The sequence below is a fragment of the Cupriavidus sp. 01L415 genome (assembly GCF_056400065.1).
The window spans coordinates 127451-144959 of sequence record NZ_JBFTSP010000002.1 but is presented as its reverse complement, the minus strand read 5'-3'; the positions used below and the strand labels follow the sequence as shown (position 1 = coordinate 144959).

Annotated in this window: 13 protein-coding genes and 1 tRNA gene; 6 read left to right on the top strand and 8 right to left on the bottom strand. The window is 64.9% G+C overall.

The genetic code is table 11. The annotated features are described in order from the left end of the window. Positions 1-56: 56 nt before the first annotated feature. On the bottom strand, positions 57-4340 hold the full coding sequence (hrpA, locus tag AC1DOX_RS05955; RefSeq protein WP_441621661.1) for an ATP-dependent RNA helicase HrpA: 4284 nt from the start codon (positions 4338-4340) through the stop codon (positions 57-59). Positions 4341-4363: 23 nt separating this feature from the next. Between hrpA and argA the strand changes: the two genes are divergently transcribed. After that, positions 4364-5824: an amino-acid N-acetyltransferase gene (gene argA / locus AC1DOX_RS05950; RefSeq protein WP_441621659.1), complete on the top strand. Its 1461-nt coding sequence runs from the start codon at positions 4364-4366 to the stop codon at positions 5822-5824. A gap of 70 nt (positions 5825-5894) precedes the next feature. Further along, on the top strand, positions 5895-6167 hold the full coding sequence (locus AC1DOX_RS05945; protein WP_092134241.1) for an oxidative damage protection protein: 273 nt from the start codon (positions 5895-5897) through the stop codon (positions 6165-6167). A gap of 109 nt (positions 6168-6276) precedes the next feature. Here AC1DOX_RS05945 and rpiA read toward each other — a convergent pair whose 3' ends face one another. Beyond that, positions 6277-6963, bottom strand: coding sequence for a ribose-5-phosphate isomerase RpiA (rpiA, locus tag AC1DOX_RS05940; protein WP_092134242.1), 687 nt, complete (start codon positions 6961-6963; stop codon positions 6277-6279). Between the two features lie 139 nt (positions 6964-7102). Here rpiA and tal point away from each other — a divergent pair, with 139 nt between their 5' ends. Continuing rightward, complete coding sequence (tal, locus tag AC1DOX_RS05935; RefSeq protein WP_441621656.1) at positions 7103-8059, top strand: transaldolase; 957 nt, start codon at positions 7103-7105, stop codon at positions 8057-8059. Between the two features lie 20 nt (positions 8060-8079). Here tal and AC1DOX_RS05930 read toward each other — a convergent pair whose 3' ends face one another. From AC1DOX_RS05930 to rnr, 3 genes are all read right to left on the bottom strand, one after another. Continuing rightward, a complete protein-coding gene (locus AC1DOX_RS05930) occupies positions 8080-8865 on the bottom strand; it encodes an SIR2 family NAD-dependent protein deacylase (protein WP_441621654.1) in 786 nt (261 codons plus the stop codon). A 2-nt stretch (positions 8866-8867) separates the two neighbouring features. After that, positions 8868-9611, bottom strand: a complete 744-nt coding sequence (gene rlmB, locus AC1DOX_RS05925) for a 23S rRNA (guanosine(2251)-2'-O)-methyltransferase RlmB (protein WP_092134247.1) — start codon at positions 9609-9611, stop codon at positions 8868-8870. Between the two features lie 95 nt (positions 9612-9706). Next, positions 9707-12331 (bottom strand): ribonuclease R, encoded by a 2625-nt coding sequence (rnr, locus tag AC1DOX_RS05920; protein ID WP_441621652.1) that lies wholly within the window; start codon positions 12329-12331, stop codon positions 9707-9709. Positions 12332-12400: 69 nt separating this feature from the next. Between rnr and AC1DOX_RS05915 the strand changes: the two genes are divergently transcribed. From AC1DOX_RS05915 to AC1DOX_RS05905, 3 genes are all read left to right on the top strand, one after another. Further along, positions 12401-12487: transfer RNA gene (locus AC1DOX_RS05915), tRNA-Leu, on the top strand. Positions 12488-12860: 373 nt separating this feature from the next. Beyond that, positions 12861-13295, top strand: coding sequence for an Rrf2 family transcriptional regulator (locus tag AC1DOX_RS05910; RefSeq protein WP_441621650.1), 435 nt, complete (start codon positions 12861-12863; stop codon positions 13293-13295). 70 nt (positions 13296-13365) lie between these two features. Then, complete coding sequence (locus tag AC1DOX_RS05905; RefSeq protein ID WP_441621648.1) at positions 13366-13977, top strand: NAD(P)-dependent oxidoreductase; 612 nt, start codon at positions 13366-13368, stop codon at positions 13975-13977. Positions 13978-14035: 58 nt separating this feature from the next. On the opposite strand, the gene AC1DOX_RS05900 is transcribed toward AC1DOX_RS05905, so the two are convergent. The 3 genes from AC1DOX_RS05900 to AC1DOX_RS05890 all read right to left on the bottom strand — a co-directional run bounded on the left by AC1DOX_RS05900 (position 14036) and on the right by AC1DOX_RS05890 (position 17432). Further along, the gene (locus AC1DOX_RS05900; protein WP_092135382.1) at positions 14036-14605 is read right to left on the bottom strand and encodes a phosphoribosyltransferase; all 570 of its coding nucleotides are present in this window, start codon (positions 14603-14605) and stop codon (positions 14036-14038) included. Positions 14606-14745: 140 nt separating this feature from the next. Beyond that, positions 14746-16101 carry an adenylosuccinate synthase gene (locus tag AC1DOX_RS05895; RefSeq protein WP_441621646.1) on the bottom strand — a complete coding sequence of 452 codons (1356 nt, stop codon included), beginning with the start codon at positions 16099-16101 and terminating at the stop codon, positions 14746-14748. 179 nt (positions 16102-16280) lie between these two features. Then, positions 16281-17432: an ATP phosphoribosyltransferase regulatory subunit gene (locus tag AC1DOX_RS05890; protein WP_441621644.1), complete on the bottom strand. Its 1152-nt coding sequence runs from the start codon at positions 17430-17432 to the stop codon at positions 16281-16283. Positions 17433-17509: the final 77 nt, after the last annotated feature.

Below are 17509 nucleotides of genomic sequence, written 5' to 3'. Positions count from 1 at the left end.
TTCAAATCGTCGTATCCGGCACGAAAGTCCCCGCCGCGACGATCCGCAGCGGCGCCCTACCGCTGCATCGATTCCCAGACCTTCTGGAGCCGCTTGACGGACATCGGCACCGGCGTGCGTAGCTCCTGGGCAAACAACGCCACACGCAACTCCTCGAGCATCCAGCGGAATTCGTCCAGGCGGGCGTCCTCCGCGCCGCGACCCTGCGTGCGCAACTGCTTTTCCGCGCGCTGCCATTGCTGGACCAGTGGCGCCATTTCCTGGATCCGCTGGCTGTCGCGCCCCGGGTCGCCCTTGAGCTTGTCCACGCGCATCGCGATGCCCTTCAGGTAACGCGGGTAGTGGACAAGCTGGGTGTACGGCGTGTCGATGACAAACGACTTGGTCATCAGCCGGGCCAGTTGCCCTTCCATGTCCTGATAGGCCGATCCAAACGGTTTGGCCTGCAGCAGCTTGCGCGGCAGGCTGGCAAACTCGGCCAGGATCGTGCCGACCAGCCGGGCGATTTCCTGCGCGAGCAGCGACAACCGCGCGCGGCCCTCGTCCTTGCGGGCATTGAATTCCGCCTCGTTGCGCGGCAGCGGGGCCTGCAGGCAGGCGCGTTCCAGCGCCATCATGACGATCTGGTTGCGCAACTCCTCCTGCGTGCCGAGCGTCATGTACTGCATCGCCATCTGCTGCAGATTCGGAATGTTCTTCTCGATGAACTTCACCTGGTCGCGCAGCTGCAGCGCAAACAGCCTCCGCAGGCCTGCATGGTGTACGCGCACAGCCTCCTGCGGATCGTCGAAGACCTCCACGTCGCAGTGATCGCCATGATCGACCAGCGCGGGGTAGCCAAACAGCGTCTGGCTGCCCTTGCGGATCTCCAGCAATTCCGGCAGCTCACCAAACGACCATGACGTGAGGTTTTCGTACTGGCCGGCCTCGGCCGCCGGCACATCGCGGGCGGCGATGCTCTGGAACGACTGCTGGGCCTGTCCGCCGAACTCCGCGCGCAACTGCGCCAGGTTACGGCCCATGTCCAGCTGGCGCCCGTGCTCGTCGATCACCTTGAAGTTCATGGAATGGTGCGCGGGCAATGTCTCCAGCTTGAAATCGGCCCGCTTGACCATCGTCCCGGTCTGCTCGCGGATATCGGCGATGAGCACATCCACGAGTTCGCCCTCGCCGAATGGCTGGCGATCGACAAACCCGGCGGCGTACTCCGGCAGCGGCACGCAATGGCGGCGCAGCTTCTGCGGCAGCGACTTCAGCAGCAGATGCACCTTCTCCTTGATCATCCCGGGCACGAGCCATTCCGTGCGCTCCGGCCGGACCTGATTGAGCGCGTAGAGCGGCACCGTCAGCGTGACACCGTCCCGATGGCTGCCCGGCTCGAAGTGGTACGACATGCCCATATCCACGCCGGCAACCGGCAGGATCTTCGGGAACAGGTCGGTCGTGATGCCGGCGGCCTCGTGCCGCATCAGCTCGTCACGATTCAGGTACAGCAGCTTGCGGTCCTGGGCGGACGCCGCCTCGTACCACGTCTCAAAGGCCACCTGGTTGTGGATCTCGGCCGGAACGGCGCGATCGTAGAACGCGTAGATCAGCGCGTCATCCACCAGCACGTCCTGCCGGCGCGACTTGTGCTCGAGGTTCTCGATTTCACGCACAAGCCGCTGGTTGTGCGCGTAGAACGGCAGGCGGGTGTCGAACTCGCCCTCCACCAGCGCGCTACGAATAAATATCTCGCGCGCCTCGGCGGGGTTCATCGGACCATAGTGCACGCGGCGATGCTGGTAGACCAGCAGCCCGTACAGCGTGGCGCGTTCCAGCGCCAACACCTGCCCGGCCTTCTTTTCCCAGTGCGGTTCGCTCCAGCTGATCTTCAGCAGGTGGCGCCCCACCTGCTCCAGCCATTCCGGCTCGATCCGGGCCAGCGTCCGGGCGAACAACCGGCTGGTTTCGATCAGTTCGGCAGCGATGATCCAACGGCCCACCTTACGCGCGATCAACGATCCCGGCCACAAGTGGAACTTGATGCCGCGCGCGCCCAGGTATTCGCGGCCCTTGCCGTCGGCCTCGTCCAGCTTGCAGCCGACGTTGCCAAGCAAGCCCGTCAGCAGCGCCTTGTGCACCTGTTCGTAGGTCGGCTCCGACTCGTTCAGGCGCCATCCCTGCTCGGTTACCGTGGTCAGCAGTTGCGAATGCACATCGCGCCATTCGCGCAGCCGCACATGCGACAGGAAGTTGGCGCGGCACTGGTCCTGCAGTTGCCGGTTGGTCTTCTTGTGCGCGACGGCTTCCTCGAACCATTTCCACAGCTTGACCCAGCCGAGGAACTCGGACTTCTCGTCCATGAACTTGCGGTGGGCCTGGTCGGCAGCTTCCTGCGCCTCCTGCGGACGGTCGCGCGGATCCTGCACGGACAGCGCACTGGCGATGATCAGCACCTCGCGCAGGCACTGCTGCTCGCGCGCGGCCAGGATCATCCGGGCGACGCGTGGGTCCAGCGGCAGCTTGGCGAGCTGGCGGCCGATGCCGGTCAGCTGGTTCGCATCGTCCACGGCGCCCAGTTCCTGCAGGAGCTGATAGCCGTCGGCGATGGCGCGGCCCAGCGGTGGCTCGATGAACGGGAACGATTCGATATCGGTCAGCCGCAGCGCCTTCATCCGCAGGATGACGGCCGCCAGCGACGAACGCAGGATTTCCGGGTCGGTGAAGCGCACCCGACCGACGAAATCGGATTCTTCGTATAGACGGACGCAAACGCCGTCGGCCACCCGGCCGCACCGGCCTGCGCGCTGGTTGGCCGCCGCCTGCGAGATCGATTCGATCTGCAGTTGCTCCACCTTGTTGCGGTATGAGTAGCGCTTGACCCGCGCCAGGCCCGTGTCGACCACATAGCGGATACCCGGCACCGTCAGCGAGGTCTCGGCCACGTTGGTCGCCAGCACGATCCGACGCGCGTTGGATGGCTTGAAGACGCGTTCCTGCTCCTGCACGGACAGCCGCGCGAACAGCGGGAGAATCTCCGTGTGCGGCGGATGGTGCTTGCGCAACGCCTCGGCGGCCTCGCGGATCTCGCGTTCGCCGGGCAGGAAGACTAGCACATCGCCCGGCCCCAGGCGGCAGAGTTCGTCGACCGCATCGACAATGCCGTCGAACAGATCGCGCTCCCTGGCCTGCGCGGACTTCGGCGCGCCGTCGGCCGGGGCATCGGACTGGATCGGGCGATAACGGATCTCGACGGGATACAGGCGGCCGCTGACCTCGATCACGGGCGCAGGCTTGCCGTCCTGCGCGAAATGCTCGGCAAAGCGCTGGGCGTCGATGGTCGCGGAGGTGATGATCACCTTCAGGTCCGGCCGCTTCGGCAGGACCTGGCGCAGGTAGCCAATCAGGAAGTCGATGTTCAGGCTGCGTTCGTGCGCCTCATCGATGATGATCGTGTCGTAGGCGCGCAGCAGCGGATCGTTCTGCGTCTCGGCCAGCAAGATGCCGTCGGTCATCAGCTTGACCGAGGCCCCGGGCGACATCGTGTCGTTGAATCGCACCTGATAGCCGACGTGCTCGCCGAGCGGCGTGCCGAGCTCCTGGGCAATCCGCTTGGCCGTGGAGGTGGCCGCGATCCGCCGCGGCTGGGTGTGGCCGATCAGGCCGCCGCCCTCCTTGCCCTCCCGCGCGGGACCGCGTCCGATCGACAGCGCGATCTTGGGCAACTGCGTGGTCTTGCCGGACCCGGTCTCGCCGGAAACGATCACCACCTGGTTGGCCAGCATCGCTGCGGCGATCTCGTCGCGGCGCGCGGAAACCGGCAACGCTTCCGGAAACGTGATCTCGGGCAGCGGATTCGCCAGGCGAGGCGGACGCAGCTCGCGCGGCGGACGCGCCTCCCGTGGCGGACGCGGCTCACGCGCTTCGCGTGGCTGGTCCGCTTGATTCGGCTGACCCGATTGATTTGGCTGACCCGGCCTGACCGGCCGGTTCGGCTGGCTTGCCTTGCCCGACGACCCCGCCTGGGCAGGCCGCCCGCCGGCTTGCGGGTTCCGCAGCGATCCGGGCGAGCCGGGTGGCGCGGGAGATCGGGCGGGACGCTGGGCGGGGCGCTGCGGCCGGCCCTCCTGCGTGGATTGGGTTGCCGGCGGCTTCACAGGCGGCCTTACAGGCTGCTTTACAGGCTGGTTTGCGGGCTGATTCGCAGGCTGGTTCGCCGATTTGGCCGGCGCTTGCGCAGGGCGTGCAGGCCGTGCGTTGGCGCCCGGCTGGCGCGGGGCGGCGTTCGACGGAGCCGGGGAAGACTGAGCCTGGGCAGGCTGGACCGGAGAGGGCTTGACGGGGCGTTGTGCTGACATTGGCCGGGATTATAATCCGCGGGATGAACGCCCGAACCGACACACCGCCGCAAGCCTCCGAGCCTGCCGCCGCCGTCGCGGAGTCCGCCGAACCGCGACCCGCGCCCCTTTCCATTTCTGCCGCCCCGGCCGCGCCAACGTTGCCGGCCGCCTCGGAGCTTGCCGAGAACAGCGGCCCGGACCAGCAGCAGTTTGTCGACTGGCTGCGCGCCGTCGCCCCCTATATCCACGCGTTCCGCGGCAAGACCTTCGTGATTGCCTTTAGTGGCGAACTGGTCAAGGCCGGCGTGCTCAACGCGCTGGTCAATGACGTGGCGCTATTGCACGCGATGGGGATGCAGATCGTGCTGGTATTCGGCTCCCGCCCGCAGGTGGAAGAGCAACTGGCGCTGCGACACGTCGAATCGCAGTACGCGGACGGCGTGCGGATCACTGACAATGCTGCGCTCGAATGCGCCAAGGAAGCGGCCGGCGAACTGCGCCTCGATATCGAGGCCGCGTTCAGCCAGGGCTTGCCGAATACGCCGATGGCCGGCGCGCAACTGTCCGTCGTCTCCGGCAACTTCATCACGGCGCGCCCGGTAGGCATCGTCAACGGCGTGGATTACCAGCACACCGGCCTGGTGCGCAAGCTCGACGGCGAATCGATGCGCATGTCGCTGTCGCACGGCAAGGTGGTGCTGCTGTCGCCGCTGGGCTTCTCGCCGACGGGCCAGGCATTCAACCTCTCCATGGAAGACGTGGCCAGCGCCACCGCCAGTGCGCTGAAGGCCGACAAGCTGATTTTCATCACCGAAGTGCCCGGCGTGCCGGACCCGGTGGGCAAGCTGATGAAGGAGATGTCGCTGCGCACCGCCGTGGAGCGCCTCCAGAACAACCACCTGCCGCCGGATGTCGCCTATTACCTTGAGCACCTGGTCAAGGCGCTCAGGGGCGGTGTGCCGCGCGCTCACCTGATTCCCTACTCGCTCGACGGCTCCGTGCTGCTGGAGCTGTTCCTGCACGACGGGGTGGGCACGATGGTGTCCGACACCGACCTGGAAAGCCTGCGTGAAGCCACGCTCGACGACGTCGGCGGCATCCTCCAGCTGATTGCGCCGCTGGAGGCCGATGGCACGCTGGTCCCGCGCGGCCGCCACCTCATCGAGCGCGATATTGGCAATTTCTCGGTGATCGAGCACGACGGCGTGCTGTTCGGTTGCGCGGCATTGTATGAATTCCCCCGCGAGAACATGGGCGAAATGGCGTGCCTGACCGTATCGCAGGAAGCCCAGGGCACCGGCGACGGCGAGCGGCTGCTCAAGCGAATCGAGCGCCGGGCCCGGGCCCTGGGCCTGGAGCGCCTCTTTGTGCTCACCACGCGCACGGAACACTGGTTCCTCAAGCGTGGCTTTGTACACGCCACCGTGGATGACCTGCCGGAAGACAAGCGCAAGCTGTACAACTGGCAGCGCAAGTCCATGGTACTGATGAAGAAACTGTAAAGGTTGCAGGGGCAAGTCCGGCCCCGCCCAGGCTTGGCTACAATAGCGCCACACGAACAAGGAGTCCCTCATGGCCCGCATGGTCCATTGCATCAAGCTGAACAAGGAAGCCGAAGGTCTCGACTTCCCGCCGCTGCCGGGTGAACTCGGCAAGAAGATCTGGCAAAGCGTGTCGAAGGAAGCCTGGGCTGGCTGGCTCAAGCACCAGACCATGCTGATCAACGAGAACCGCCTGAACATGGCCGACACCCGCGCGCGCCAGTACCTGCTCAAGCAGACCGAGAAGTATTTCTTCGGTGAAGGCGCCGATGCCGCCGCCGGCTACGTGCCGCCGTCCGCCTGATTCAGGCTGGAACCAAGCAAAAAGGGGTGCAGTTCACTGGCACCCCTTTTTGCTTGGTCTCGTACTTGAACTCGTACTTGGGCTCGTCCTGGACGGGCCCCGATCCGGATCAGTAATCCGTGCGCTGTACGCCCTTTTCGGTGCCCAGCAGCAACACATCCGCGCCGCGCAGTGCAAACAGCCCCACGGTCACCACGCCGGGCAGCTGGTTGATGCGCTGCTCCAGTTCCTTCGGATGCTGGATGCGCAGCCCGGACACGTCCAGGATCACATTGCCGTTGTCGGTCTTGTAGATGCCGCCTTCCTTGGTCATCCGCAGTTTGGGCTGGCCGCCGAGGGCGGCGAGCTTGCGGGCCACCGCCGCACGTGCCATCGGGATCACCTCGACCGGCAGCGGGAATGCACCCAGCGACGGGACGAGCTTGCTGCCGTCGGCGATGCAGACAAAGCGGCCGGCCACGGCGGCAACAATCTTCTCGCGCGTCAGCGCGCCGCCACCGCCCTTGATCATGGCACCCGAGTTGTCGATCTCGTCGGCGCCGTCCACGTAGACGGGAATCTCGTCCACTTCATTGAGATCCAGCACCTGGAAGCCATGCTGCTGCAGACGGCGGGTGGACGCCTCGGAGCTCGATACCGCACCCACGAAGCGTTCCTTGAACGCCGCGACGGCGTCGATGAAAAGATTGGCGGTGGAGCCAGTGCCGACGCCGAGCACGGCGCCTTCGGGCACTTCCTGCCTCACGTAGTCCGCGGCAGCTTGCGCGACCAGCGCCTTGAGTTCATCCTGAGTCATGACAACAGCCAGATTGCGTTGGGGGAAACGCGTAGTGTAGCGGATTGAAGCCACGCGCCGACGTTTCCAACCGCCACGCGGCCGTTACAATGATCCATTCTTCCCACCTCCACGCTTGCAGCGCAGACGGAACCAGATCATGAACGAGCTTGAACAACTGAGGCAGTTCACCACGGTGGTGGCCGATACCGGCGACTTCCAGCTGATGCGGCAGTACACCCCGCAGGATGCGACGACCAATCCGTCGCTGATTCTCAAGGCGGTGCAGAAGCCGGAATACCGGCCCCTCCTGGAACAAGCCGTACTCGACCACCATGGCACGGCGGGGCTGGACGCCGTGATGGACCAGTTGCTGATTGCCTTCGGCTGCGAAATCCTGGCAATCGTGCCGGGCCGCGTATCGACCGAAGTCGACGCCCGCCTGTCATTCGACACGCAGGCCACCGTGGACAAGGCGCGTCATCTGATCGGCCTGTACGAGCAACGCGGCGTGGCGCGCGAGCGCGTGCTGATCAAGATCGCCTCCACCTGGGAAGGCATCAAGGCGGCGGAGATCCTGCAGCGCGAAAACATCCGCTGCAACATGACCCTGCTGTTCTCGCTGGTGCAGGCCGTAGCCTGCGCCGAAGCAGGCGCGCAACTGATTTCGCCGTTCGTCGGCCGGATCCTGGACTGGTACAAGAAACAGGCCGGCGACAAATGGGACGTCGCCGCGAATGCGGGTGACAACGACCCGGGCGTACGCTCGGTGCGTCAGATCTACGACTACTACAAGAAGTTCGGCCACGCGACCGAGGTGATGGGCGCCAGCTTCCGCGGCACGGGTCAGATCCTGGCGCTGGCGGGTTGCGACCTGCTGACGATCAGCCCGGAACTGCTGGAGCAACTGGCGGCGGGCAATGCGACGGTCGAGCGCAAGCTGTCGGTCGACCAGGCCCAGGCAGGCAACGTGGCGCGCATCACGGCGGACGAACCCGCGTTCCGCTGGCAACTCAACGAAGATGCGATGGCGACCGAGAAGCTGGCGGAAGGCATCCGCCTGTTCGCGGCGGATGCGGTCAAGCTGGAAAAGCTGGTGGGAGAGCTGGTCGCGTAATCCGCAGCCAGCGACGAGGACTACGAAGCCTGGGAAGGCTTCGTAGATCCGGAGGATGACGACGCGGCAGGTGCCTGCGGCCATAGCAGCGGCAGGCACGCGCCCGCCGGTGCGGCAATGACCAGATCGGCGGTGGCATCCAGCGCGGACGGCTCCGTGTTGACCACGATGACTTTCGCGCCGTGCTCCTTCGCCAGGCCGGGCAGCGCCGCCGCCGGATATACCAGTCCCGACGTTCCCACGACCAGGCACAAGTCGCAGTTTTCCGCCGCGTGATCGGCGCGATAACGTGCGACACGCGGCAGATCTTCGCCGAACCACACCACGCCAGGACGCATCATCGCGCCGCACAACGCGCAGAGCGGCGGCTCGCCGGGCACGGGCGGCACCGTGTGGCAACGACCGCAGCCATCAAGCCACTTGTTGGCGAACAGGTTGCCGTGAAGCTCGATCACGTGCTGGCTGCCCGCCAGCTGATGCAGGCCATCGATGTTCTGCGTCACCAGCGTGACTGGCTTCTGCGCGGCCAACGTCACCAGCGCATGGTGCGCCGGATTCGGTCTGGCCGCCGACACCAGCTCGCGCCGGTGCTGATACCACTGCCACACCAGCGCAGGCTGGCGGCGAAACGCGGCCTCGGTGGCCAGGTCCTCGGGATCGAACTGCGACCAGAGGCCCGTCAGCGCATCGCGGAACGTCGGTACACCCGACTCGGCCGAGATCCCCGCGCCGGTCAGCACGAAGAGCTTGCGTGCGGCCGCGATCCATCCGCGCGCCTGGTCCACGCCGGCCGTGTCCCGCGTCATTGTCAGCGCGGCAGGCGGCGCTGGCGCACCGCTTCATACAGGCACACGCCGCTGGCCACCGATACGTTCAGGCTTTCCACGCCGCCCGCCATCGGGATACCGACCAGTTCGTCGCACGTTTCGCGCGTCAGGCGGCGCATACCCTCGCCTTCCGCGCCCATGACGATTGCCATCGGGCCCTTCAGATCCACGTCGTAGAGCGTCTTTTCCGAGCCGTCGGCCGTGCCAACCACCCAGATGCCGCGTTCCTGCAACTCGCGCAGCGTGCGGGCCAGGTTGGTCACGGTGATGTACGGAACGGTCTCGGCCGCGCCGCTGGCGACCTTGGCCACGGTGGTATTCAGCCCCACGCTGCGGTCCTTGGGTGCGATCACCGCGTGGGCGCCGGCACCATCGGCCACGCGCAGGCAAGCGCCGAGGTTGTGCGGATCGGTGACGCCGTCCAGCACCAGCAGCAGTGGCGTGCCTTCGATACCGTCGAGCAGTTCGTCGAGATTCAGCGCCAGCGCGATGTCATCGGCGCGGGCGACCACGCCCTGGTGGCGGTCCGTCCCGGCCATGCCACGCAGGCGATCGGCGTCGACGGGATGCAGGCGCACGTTGAGACTTTCCGCCAGGCGGATGAAGTCCTGCATGCGGCGGTCACGCCGGTTGGATTCAACATAGATATCGGAAACGCTCTTCGCGTCCTGGCGAAGGCGAGCATTGACGGCATGAAAGCCGATCAGGAGTTTGTGTTTGGCCATGGCGGGATTGTACCCGCCATGGCCGCACTCAAACGGTCCTATGCCGCCGCATGGGCGCTACCGCCACCATTGGCACCATCGGCACCGCTGGCAACTCAGCGCTTGCGCGTAGCCCGGCTGCTCTTGGTGGCCGGCTTGGCCGCGTGCTTGGACGCAGTCTTGCGCGGCTTTTCGAGGTGCGCCGGCTTGGGCTTGGCGGCTCGCCTGCCCGACTTGCCCGCGGGTGTCTTCGACGCTGGCTTGCCGCCATGCGGCGCATGACCGACATGCGGCTTGAGCGGCGTGATGACAGCCTCGAACACCGGTTGCTCCTCGATCACGCGATCGAGCGTCTCGTCGAACGATTCCTCGGGCTTGGACGTACCACCGAGCAGTGCCGCGAGCTGCCGTCCCTTCTTGCGGGCCGGCACTGCGTGGGCGGCGGGCACGCGCGGCTGCGTCTCGGGCCCCGTCACGCGGGCACGCAACGTCTTGGCCGACGGTTCCTGCACCAGGCGGAAGTCGATCTTGCGCGCATCAAGGTCCACGCGCGACACCTGCACGCGCACGCGGTCGGTCAGACGATAGCGGATGCCGGTGCGCTCGCCGCGCAGCTCATTGCGCGCCTCGTCGTACTGGAAGTAATCGCTACCCAGTTCGGTGACGTGCACAAGGCCTTCCACATACAGTTCGTCCAGCTGCACGAAGATGCCGAAGGACGTGACCGCGCTGATCGTGCCGGCGAAGTCACTGCCGAGCTTGTCACGCATGAAATAGCACTTGAGCCACGCTTCCACGTCCCGCGACGCCTCGTCGGCACGACGCTCGTTGGCCGAGCAATGCAGGCCGAGTTCGTCCCAGATTGCCTCGTTGCGCTTGGCGCGGGCGGCGGTGTTCTCGGCACGCTTCTCGGCGTCCGCGGCGTTCATGCGGCGCGCCTTGGGCGAAATCGCCGTATTGAGCTCGGTGCCATGGGCGAATGCCGGCTGGTACTTGGTATGGGCCAGCACGGCCTTGATCGCGCGGTGGACCAGCAGGTCCGGGTAGCGGCGGATCGGACTCGTGAAGTGCGCGTAGGCCTCGAAGGCCAGGCCGAAGTGGCCGATGTTATCGGGGCTGTAGACCGCTTGCTGCATCGAGCGCAGCAGCATCGTCTGCAGCATCGGCGCATCGGGGCGGGACTTGATCTTGTCCATCACCTCGGCGTAGTCCGAAGCCTGCGGCTTGTCGCCGCCGCCCAGCGAAAGACCGGCCGTCCTCAGGAATTCACGCAGGTTCTTGAGCTTTTCCTCGTTCGGGCCCGCGTGGATGCGATAGAGCGTGGGATGCTTGAATCGTTCGAGGAAATCGGCCGCGCAGACGTTGGCCGTCAGCATGCACTCCTCGATCAGCCGGTGTGCATCGTTGCGAGTGCGCGGCAGGATCTGTTCGATCTTGCCCTGCGCGTTGCAGACGATGTAGGTCTCGGTGGTATCGAAATCGATCGCTCCGCGTTCGCGTCGCGCCTTGAGCAGGACCTGGAACAGTTCGTACAGGTTCTGCAGGTGCGGCACCAGATCAGCGCGCTTGTGTGCCTCCGGACCCTTGGTGTTCGACAGTACCGACCAGACCTCGTTGTAGGTCAGGCGCGCCGACGAATGCATCACCGCCGGGTAGAACTGGTAACCCTTGAGCTCGCCCTTCGCCGTGATCACGGCGTCGCACACCATGCACAGTCGATCCACTTGAGGATTCAGCGAGCACAGGCCGTTGGACAGCTTTTCCGGCAGCATCGGAATCACGCGGCGCGGGAAATAGACCGAAGTCGCCCGGTCAAGCGCATCCGCATCCAGCGGCGTGCCGGGGCGCACGTAGTGCGAAACGTCGGCGATCGCCACGATCAGGCGCCAGCCCTTGGCGCGGCCGATCTTGACCGGCTCGCAATACACGGCATCATCGAAGTCGCGCGCGTCCTCCCCGTCGATCGTGACCAGGGGCACGTCGCGCAGATCGATGCGGTGATCCAGGTCGGCCTGGCGGACCTCATCGGGCAGCGCCTGCGCTTCCTTGGCCGCTGCGGGCGAAAACGCATGGGGCACGCCGTACTTGCGCACAGCGATCTCGATTTCCATGCCGGGATCGTCGATATCGCCCAGGATCTCCACCACGCGGCCCACGGGCTGCACATAGCGGTCGGGCCACTCGATGAGCTCCACGCTCACCACCTGCCCCACGCGAGCCTTGCCCTGCGCCTTGGGTGGAATGAGGATGTCCTGGCCGATGCGCTTGTCCTCGGGCGCCACCACCAGCACGCCGTTCTCCGACAGCAGACGGCCAATCACATAACGGTTGGCGCGCTCGACGATCTCGACGATCTGGCCCTCGGGACGGCCACGGCGGTCATAGCCAACCACGCGCACCTGGGCGCGGTCGTTGTGCATGGCCTTCTGCAGCTCTCGCTCGGGCAGGAAGACATCGTCCTCGCCATCGTCGCGGATCAGGAAGCCGAAGCCGTCGCGATGGCCCTGCACGCGGCCAAGCACGAAGTTCGGCTGATGGGCCAGCTCATAGCGGCCCTTGCGGTTCAGTTCGATCTGGCCGTCGCGCTCCATGGCGGCGAGACGTTTCTGGAAGCCGTCGTGCTCCTTGCGCGTGACGGCCAGGGTCTTGGCGATGTCACCGGCCGACAGGGGCGACCCCGAAGTTCTCAGCACGCCGAGGATTTCTTCCCGGCTAGGGATCGGATAGTTGTTCTGATTCAATTTTTCTCGGAACTATTTGACAAACGTTTTACGGTCGCTATAATGGGCGCTTCGGTTGTTTCGACACCTGCCCAGGTGGCGGAATTGGTAGACGCACTAGGTTCAGGTCCTAGCGGTGGCAACACTGTGGAGGTTCGAGTCCTCTCCTGGGCACCAGGATTCAGCGAGAAACCCGCAACGTTTGTTGCGGGTTTTTTGTTTTCCGAAGGCATTATCTTGAATCCTCCGCGCTGACCTGTCACAACTGCCAAATCGTACACCCCTCTCCTGGATCGCCAGCAGTCACTATGACTGCGCGAACCTTTCTGTTATCTGGCTGTTCTTCCCGATTTTTCTTACCGAAGCACAACTGCAACCGACTACTGGCATTACGCCGTGGTTGAGTGTATCAGCTTCAGTGGCGATTCCGGCATTATCTCGCCAGGTTTTACCGGCCTATCGCGAGAAATGCACAACCACCTTCACTCACTTCCGCCGTTGACAGTTTAACCATCTGTAACTACTATGGTTTCACATTGAGATTTCCCGCATGACTACCAGCAGCCGGTTTGCCGTCGCCGTCCATATCCTCACCCTGCTCGCGCAAGCGGACGGCCCCGTGCCGTCGTCGATGATCGCTGGTAGCGTGGGCACCAATCCTGCGTTGATCCGTCGCCTGGTCGGGGCACTGATCGAGGCGGGCTTCGTGACCACGACGATGGGCAGCACCGGCGGCGCCATGCTCGCTCGCCCCGCAACGGATATTACGCTGCTGGAGGTGTTTCGCAGCGTGGAGACCACCGCGCTGATCGCGCTACACCAGAGCGCGCCCAATCCGGCCTGCATGGTAGGCCGCGAGATTACCGGCGCGCTGCGGCACGTCGCGGATCGCGCGCAGGCAGCGATGGATGCCACGCTCGCGGAAATCACAATTGCCGGCATGCTCGCCGACGTCGAACACGCAGCCCAGCGCCGCAAGCGCTGATTTTTTTATCCTGATATGTAACCACTACGGTTTCATATCGATCCATGTGAATCAAAACAAAGGAACGACCATGAAGATCGCCATCATCGGCGCCACGGGTAACGTGGGCTCCCGCCTGACCGACGAAGCCTTGCGCCGCGGCCACACCGTAACCGCTCTCGCCCGCCACGCGAGCCAATTGCCGGCAAGGGATGGTCTGATCCCTCGCGACGTGGATGCGGCGGACACCAAGTCGCTGACCGAAGCACTGGCCGGTCATGACGCCGTAATCAGCACCGTGCGGTTCCTGCAGACCACGGCTCCCCAGATCGCCGGCGCCGTCAAGACGGCCGGGGTGAAGCGCCTGCTGGTGGTGGGTGGGGCCGGCAGTCTGTACGTGGGGCCTGGCGTGCAACTGGTGGATACGCCGGGATTCCCGGCGCAGTACAAGGACGAGGCAGCTGCTGGCCGCGATTTCCTGAATGCGCTGCGCGGCGAATCGGAGCTGGAATGGACCTTCCTGTCGCCCTCCGCGCTGTTCATACCTGGCGAGCGCACCGGCACATTCCGCGTGGGCGAGGAAAACCTGCTTTCGGACGCCGCAGGCAAAAGCTGGATTTCGATGGAAGACTATGCCATCGCCATGCTTGATGAAATTGAGAAACCGGCGCACGTGCGCCAGCGTTACACCGTCGGTTACTGATCTCGATGTGCCGAGGCGACAGCGATGCCGTCTCGGCCCGGCAGACCCTTTCGGCAGCTCAAGCGGCCGAATCGTCTTCCAGCAGGCTGGCGCGCTTGCCGCGCTTGAGCCAGGCGGTCAGGTTATGCGGACGCAGCGTGTCATATTCCTCGAACGGCTGGTGGATCCAGGGGTTCGACGGCAGGAACGTCACGTGGTAGTCCGGCTCCACCTTGGAGCAGGCCTTGTACCACAGCACGGCGGAGCGAACGTCCGTCACCGCCGGATAGCGCTCCTTCAGATGGCGGCCCACGCGTTCGAGCGTGACGCCCGAATCCACCAGGTCATCCACCAGCAGGATCTTGCCCGACAGCTCGCCGCGCGTCATCGTGATGTACTGCGCGATATCGAGGTCGCCCTGCTGCGTGCCGGCGGCTTCGCGATAGGAACTCGTCGCCAGGATCGCCAGCGGTACGTCGAAAATGCGCGACATCTGGTCGCCAACGCGCAAGCCGCCCCGGGCCAGGCACAGGATCTTGTCGAACTTCCAGCCGGACTCATGCACGTTCAGCGCGAGGCGTGCGATCAGGCGATGGTAGTCATCCCACGAGACCCACAGGTTCTCGTCGTCATTGGTAGGCAGGTTCATGGTGTCTTCTTCTCTCTGGTCGGTGACCGACAGATAAAGCATCGGCCCGCATCTCGCGGGCCGAATGGCTTTGTGAGGTCGTGGCGCTCATGACGCCACGATCATACTCAGCGGGCAAACTCGCAGCGTAATCCGCGATATCAAGCAGCTGCGCAGGCTACCTGGTACGGGTGGCGCAGCAGGATCGTCTCATCGCGATCCGGACCGGTCGAGATCATGTCGATCGGAATGCCGACCACTTCCTCGATCCGCTTCAGGTAGACACGTGCCGCTTCCGGCAGTGCGTCCCAGTTCTTCACACCGAACGTCGATTCGTTCCAGCCCGGGAATTCCTCGTAGACCGGCACGCAGTTGGCTACGGCATCGGAGCCACGCGGCAGGATGTCCACGGTCTTGCCATCGAGCTGGTAGCCCACGCACAGCTTGATCGTTTCCAGGCCATCCAACACATCCAGCTTCGTCATGCACAGGCCGGACACGCCGTTGATCTGCACCGAGCGCTTCAGCGCGGCGGCATCGAGCCAGCCGGTGCGGCGCGGACGACCCGTCACCGAACCGAATTCCTTGCCGACGTTGGCCAGGCGCACACCTACGGCGTCCTGACGGGCCGGATTGTCGTTGTCATACAGCTCGCTCGGGAACGGACCGGCGCCCACGCGCGTGCAGTAAGCCTTGGTGATGCCGAGGATGTAGTTCAGACGGCCCGGGCCTACGCCGGCGCCCGCAGCGGCCGCACCGGCCACGCAGTTGCTCGACGTAACGAACGGATAGGTGCCATGGTCGACATCCAGCAGCGTGCCCTGCGCACCTTCGAACATCAGATTGCCGCCAGCAGCGTTGACCGCGTACAGCTCGGCCGACACGTCCGCCACCATCGGCTTCAGGCGCGACGCATAGGCCAGCGTTTCGTCCAGGATCTGCTGATAGTCCACGGCTTCGGCGCCGAGGTACTGGGTCAGCATGAAATTATGGAACTCGACATTCTCGCGCAGGCGTTCGGCGAAATGCTTCGGATCGAACAGGTCCTGCACGCGCAGCGCGCGGCGCGCCACCTTGTCTTCGTATGCCGGACCAATACCGCGACCGGTGGTGCCAATCTTGGCGGCGCCACGGCGGGCTTCACGTGCCTTGTCGATGGCAACGTGGTACGGCAGGATCAGCGTGGTGGCTTCGGAAATGCGCAGGCGGTTCTGCACCTGCAGGCCGGCGGCTTCCAGTTCCTCGATCTCGCGGAACAGCGCCTCGGGCGAGAGCACGACGCCATTGCCGATGTAGCAGACGGTGCCTTCGCGCATGATTCCCGACGGAATCAGTCGCAGAATGGTTTTCTTGCCGCCGATGATGAGGGTGTGGCCGGCGTTGTGGCCACCCTGGAACCGCACCACGCCTTTTGCATGATCGGTAAGCCAATCGACGATTTTTCCTTTGCCTTCGTCACCCCACTGGGTTCCGATCACGACGACATTGCGTCCCTGGCCTACTGCGGATGCGGACATGTTGAATTGGTCAGAAGGTTAAAAACGTATTCTACTCTCGTTGCCGAACGGTTCCCGGTTTTCGGGCACCCGTATGACACACCTTTGCCGCCGAATCCGGGACCCGGATCGGCAGAAAGGCGCTAAAAGGCCACATGGAGAGCGGGAAACCGGACCGGCGCGAACTGCCGGTCCGGGGTTTAGCGCGGCACCACCACCCAGCTGTTACCCTGGCGCAGCAGTTGCCGGTCGCAGTTAAATTCGTCGAGCTCATGAGTATGGCCCGGCAGCGACTGAATCACGATCTCGCCTGCCGCGCGCAACGACGCGATGGCCGCACGCAGGTCCGGATCGGCGCCCCACGGGGCGAAGATGGCCTGCGCGCGAACCTCCACGGGCGACAACGCGGCCACCTCACGCAGATCCAGCGAGAACCCGGTTGCAGGACGCGCACGACCGAAGGCCTCGCCCACCTTGTCGTAACGGCCGCCACGAGCCACATAGTTGGGCAGCCCAGACACGTAAGCCGTGAACATCACCCCGCTGTGATAGTGGTAACCGCGCAAATCCGACAGATCGATATTCACGCTGGCACCACGGACCTGCGCGGCCAGTGCCGCCAGTTCATCCAGCGCGCGGCCGATGGCCGGGCTGCCCGGCAGCGTGGCGCGAGCGCGCTCGATCACGTCGATGCCACCGTACAGCGTGGGCAGCGCCAGCAGTGCATCGCGCTCGGTCTGTGGCAGGCCAACGGTCAGCTCGCGCAACGCCGGCACATCCTTGGTTTCGAGCGCGGCGAACATGGCGTCCTCGATCTTGCGGATCGACGGCAGGCCATCGAGCAGCGCCTCGAGAATCCCGGCATGGCACAGGTCCAGCCGAACGTCGGTCAGGCCGGCGACCTGCAGCGCAGCCAGCATCAGCTCCTGGATTTCCACATCCGCTTCCAGGCCGGCATGGCCGTAGATCTCGGCGCCGATCTGAATCGGCTCGCGCGTGGCGTGGAAACCCGCCGGACGCGCGTGCAGTACGTTACCGGCGTAGCACAGGCGCGTCACGCCGGGACGGTTCAGCAAGTGGGCGTCGATGCGGGCGACCTGCGGCGTGATGTCCGCGCGCAGGCCGAGCGTACGGCCAGACAGTTGGTCCACCAGCTTCAGCGTGCGCAGGTCCAGGTCATGACCAGTCCCCGTCAGGAGCGACTCCAGGTACTCCAGCATCGGGGGCATGACCAGCTCGTAGCCATACGTGCGGAACAGGTCGAGCATGCGGCGGCGCAGTTCTTCGATCTTGCGCGCTTCCGACGGCAGGACGTCGGCAATGTTTTCGGGCAGGAGCCAGTGGTTGGACATGGCAAATCTCTTCTTTCAAAAACGGTTGCAGGCCGGCATGGCCAGCCTGGCGTCCGGCGAGGCGCGCGCCGCACTTG

What these genes read in the sequence shown, in the direction of transcription:
- rpiA (WP_092134242.1), bottom strand. Translation starts at nt 6,963, where the DNA reads ATGACTCAGGATGAACTCAAGGCGCTGGTCGCGCAAGCTGCCGCGGAC.
- rlmB (WP_092134247.1), bottom strand. Translation starts at nt 9,611, where the DNA reads ATGGCCAAACACAAACTCCTGATCGGCTTTCATGCCGTCAATGCTCGC.
- AC1DOX_RS05910 (WP_441621650.1), top strand. Translation starts at nt 12,861, where the DNA reads ATGACTACCAGCAGCCGGTTTGCCGTCGCCGTCCATATCCTCACCCTG.
- AC1DOX_RS05905 (WP_441621648.1), top strand. Translation starts at nt 13,366, where the DNA reads ATGAAGATCGCCATCATCGGCGCCACGGGTAACGTGGGCTCCCGCCTG.
- AC1DOX_RS05900 (WP_092135382.1), bottom strand. Translation starts at nt 14,605, where the DNA reads ATGAACCTGCCTACCAATGACGACGAGAACCTGTGGGTCTCGTGGGAT.
- AC1DOX_RS05895 (WP_441621646.1), bottom strand. Translation starts at nt 16,101, where the DNA reads ATGTCCGCATCCGCAGTAGGCCAGGGACGCAATGTCGTCGTGATCGGA.
- AC1DOX_RS05890 (WP_441621644.1), bottom strand. Translation starts at nt 17,432, where the DNA reads ATGTCCAACCACTGGCTCCTGCCCGAAAACATTGCCGACGTCCTGCCG.
- tal (WP_441621656.1), top strand. Translation starts at nt 7,103, where the DNA reads ATGAACGAGCTTGAACAACTGAGGCAGTTCACCACGGTGGTGGCCGAT.
- hrpA (WP_441621661.1), bottom strand. Translation starts at nt 4,340, where the DNA reads ATGTCAGCACAACGCCCCGTCAAGCCCTCTCCGGTCCAGCCTGCCCAG.
- AC1DOX_RS05930 (WP_441621654.1), bottom strand. Translation starts at nt 8,865, where the DNA reads ATGACGCGGGACACGGCCGGCGTGGACCAGGCGCGCGGATGGATCGCG.
- AC1DOX_RS05945 (WP_092134241.1), top strand. Translation starts at nt 5,895, where the DNA reads ATGGCCCGCATGGTCCATTGCATCAAGCTGAACAAGGAAGCCGAAGGT.
- argA (WP_441621659.1), top strand. Translation starts at nt 4,364, where the DNA reads ATGAACGCCCGAACCGACACACCGCCGCAAGCCTCCGAGCCTGCCGCC.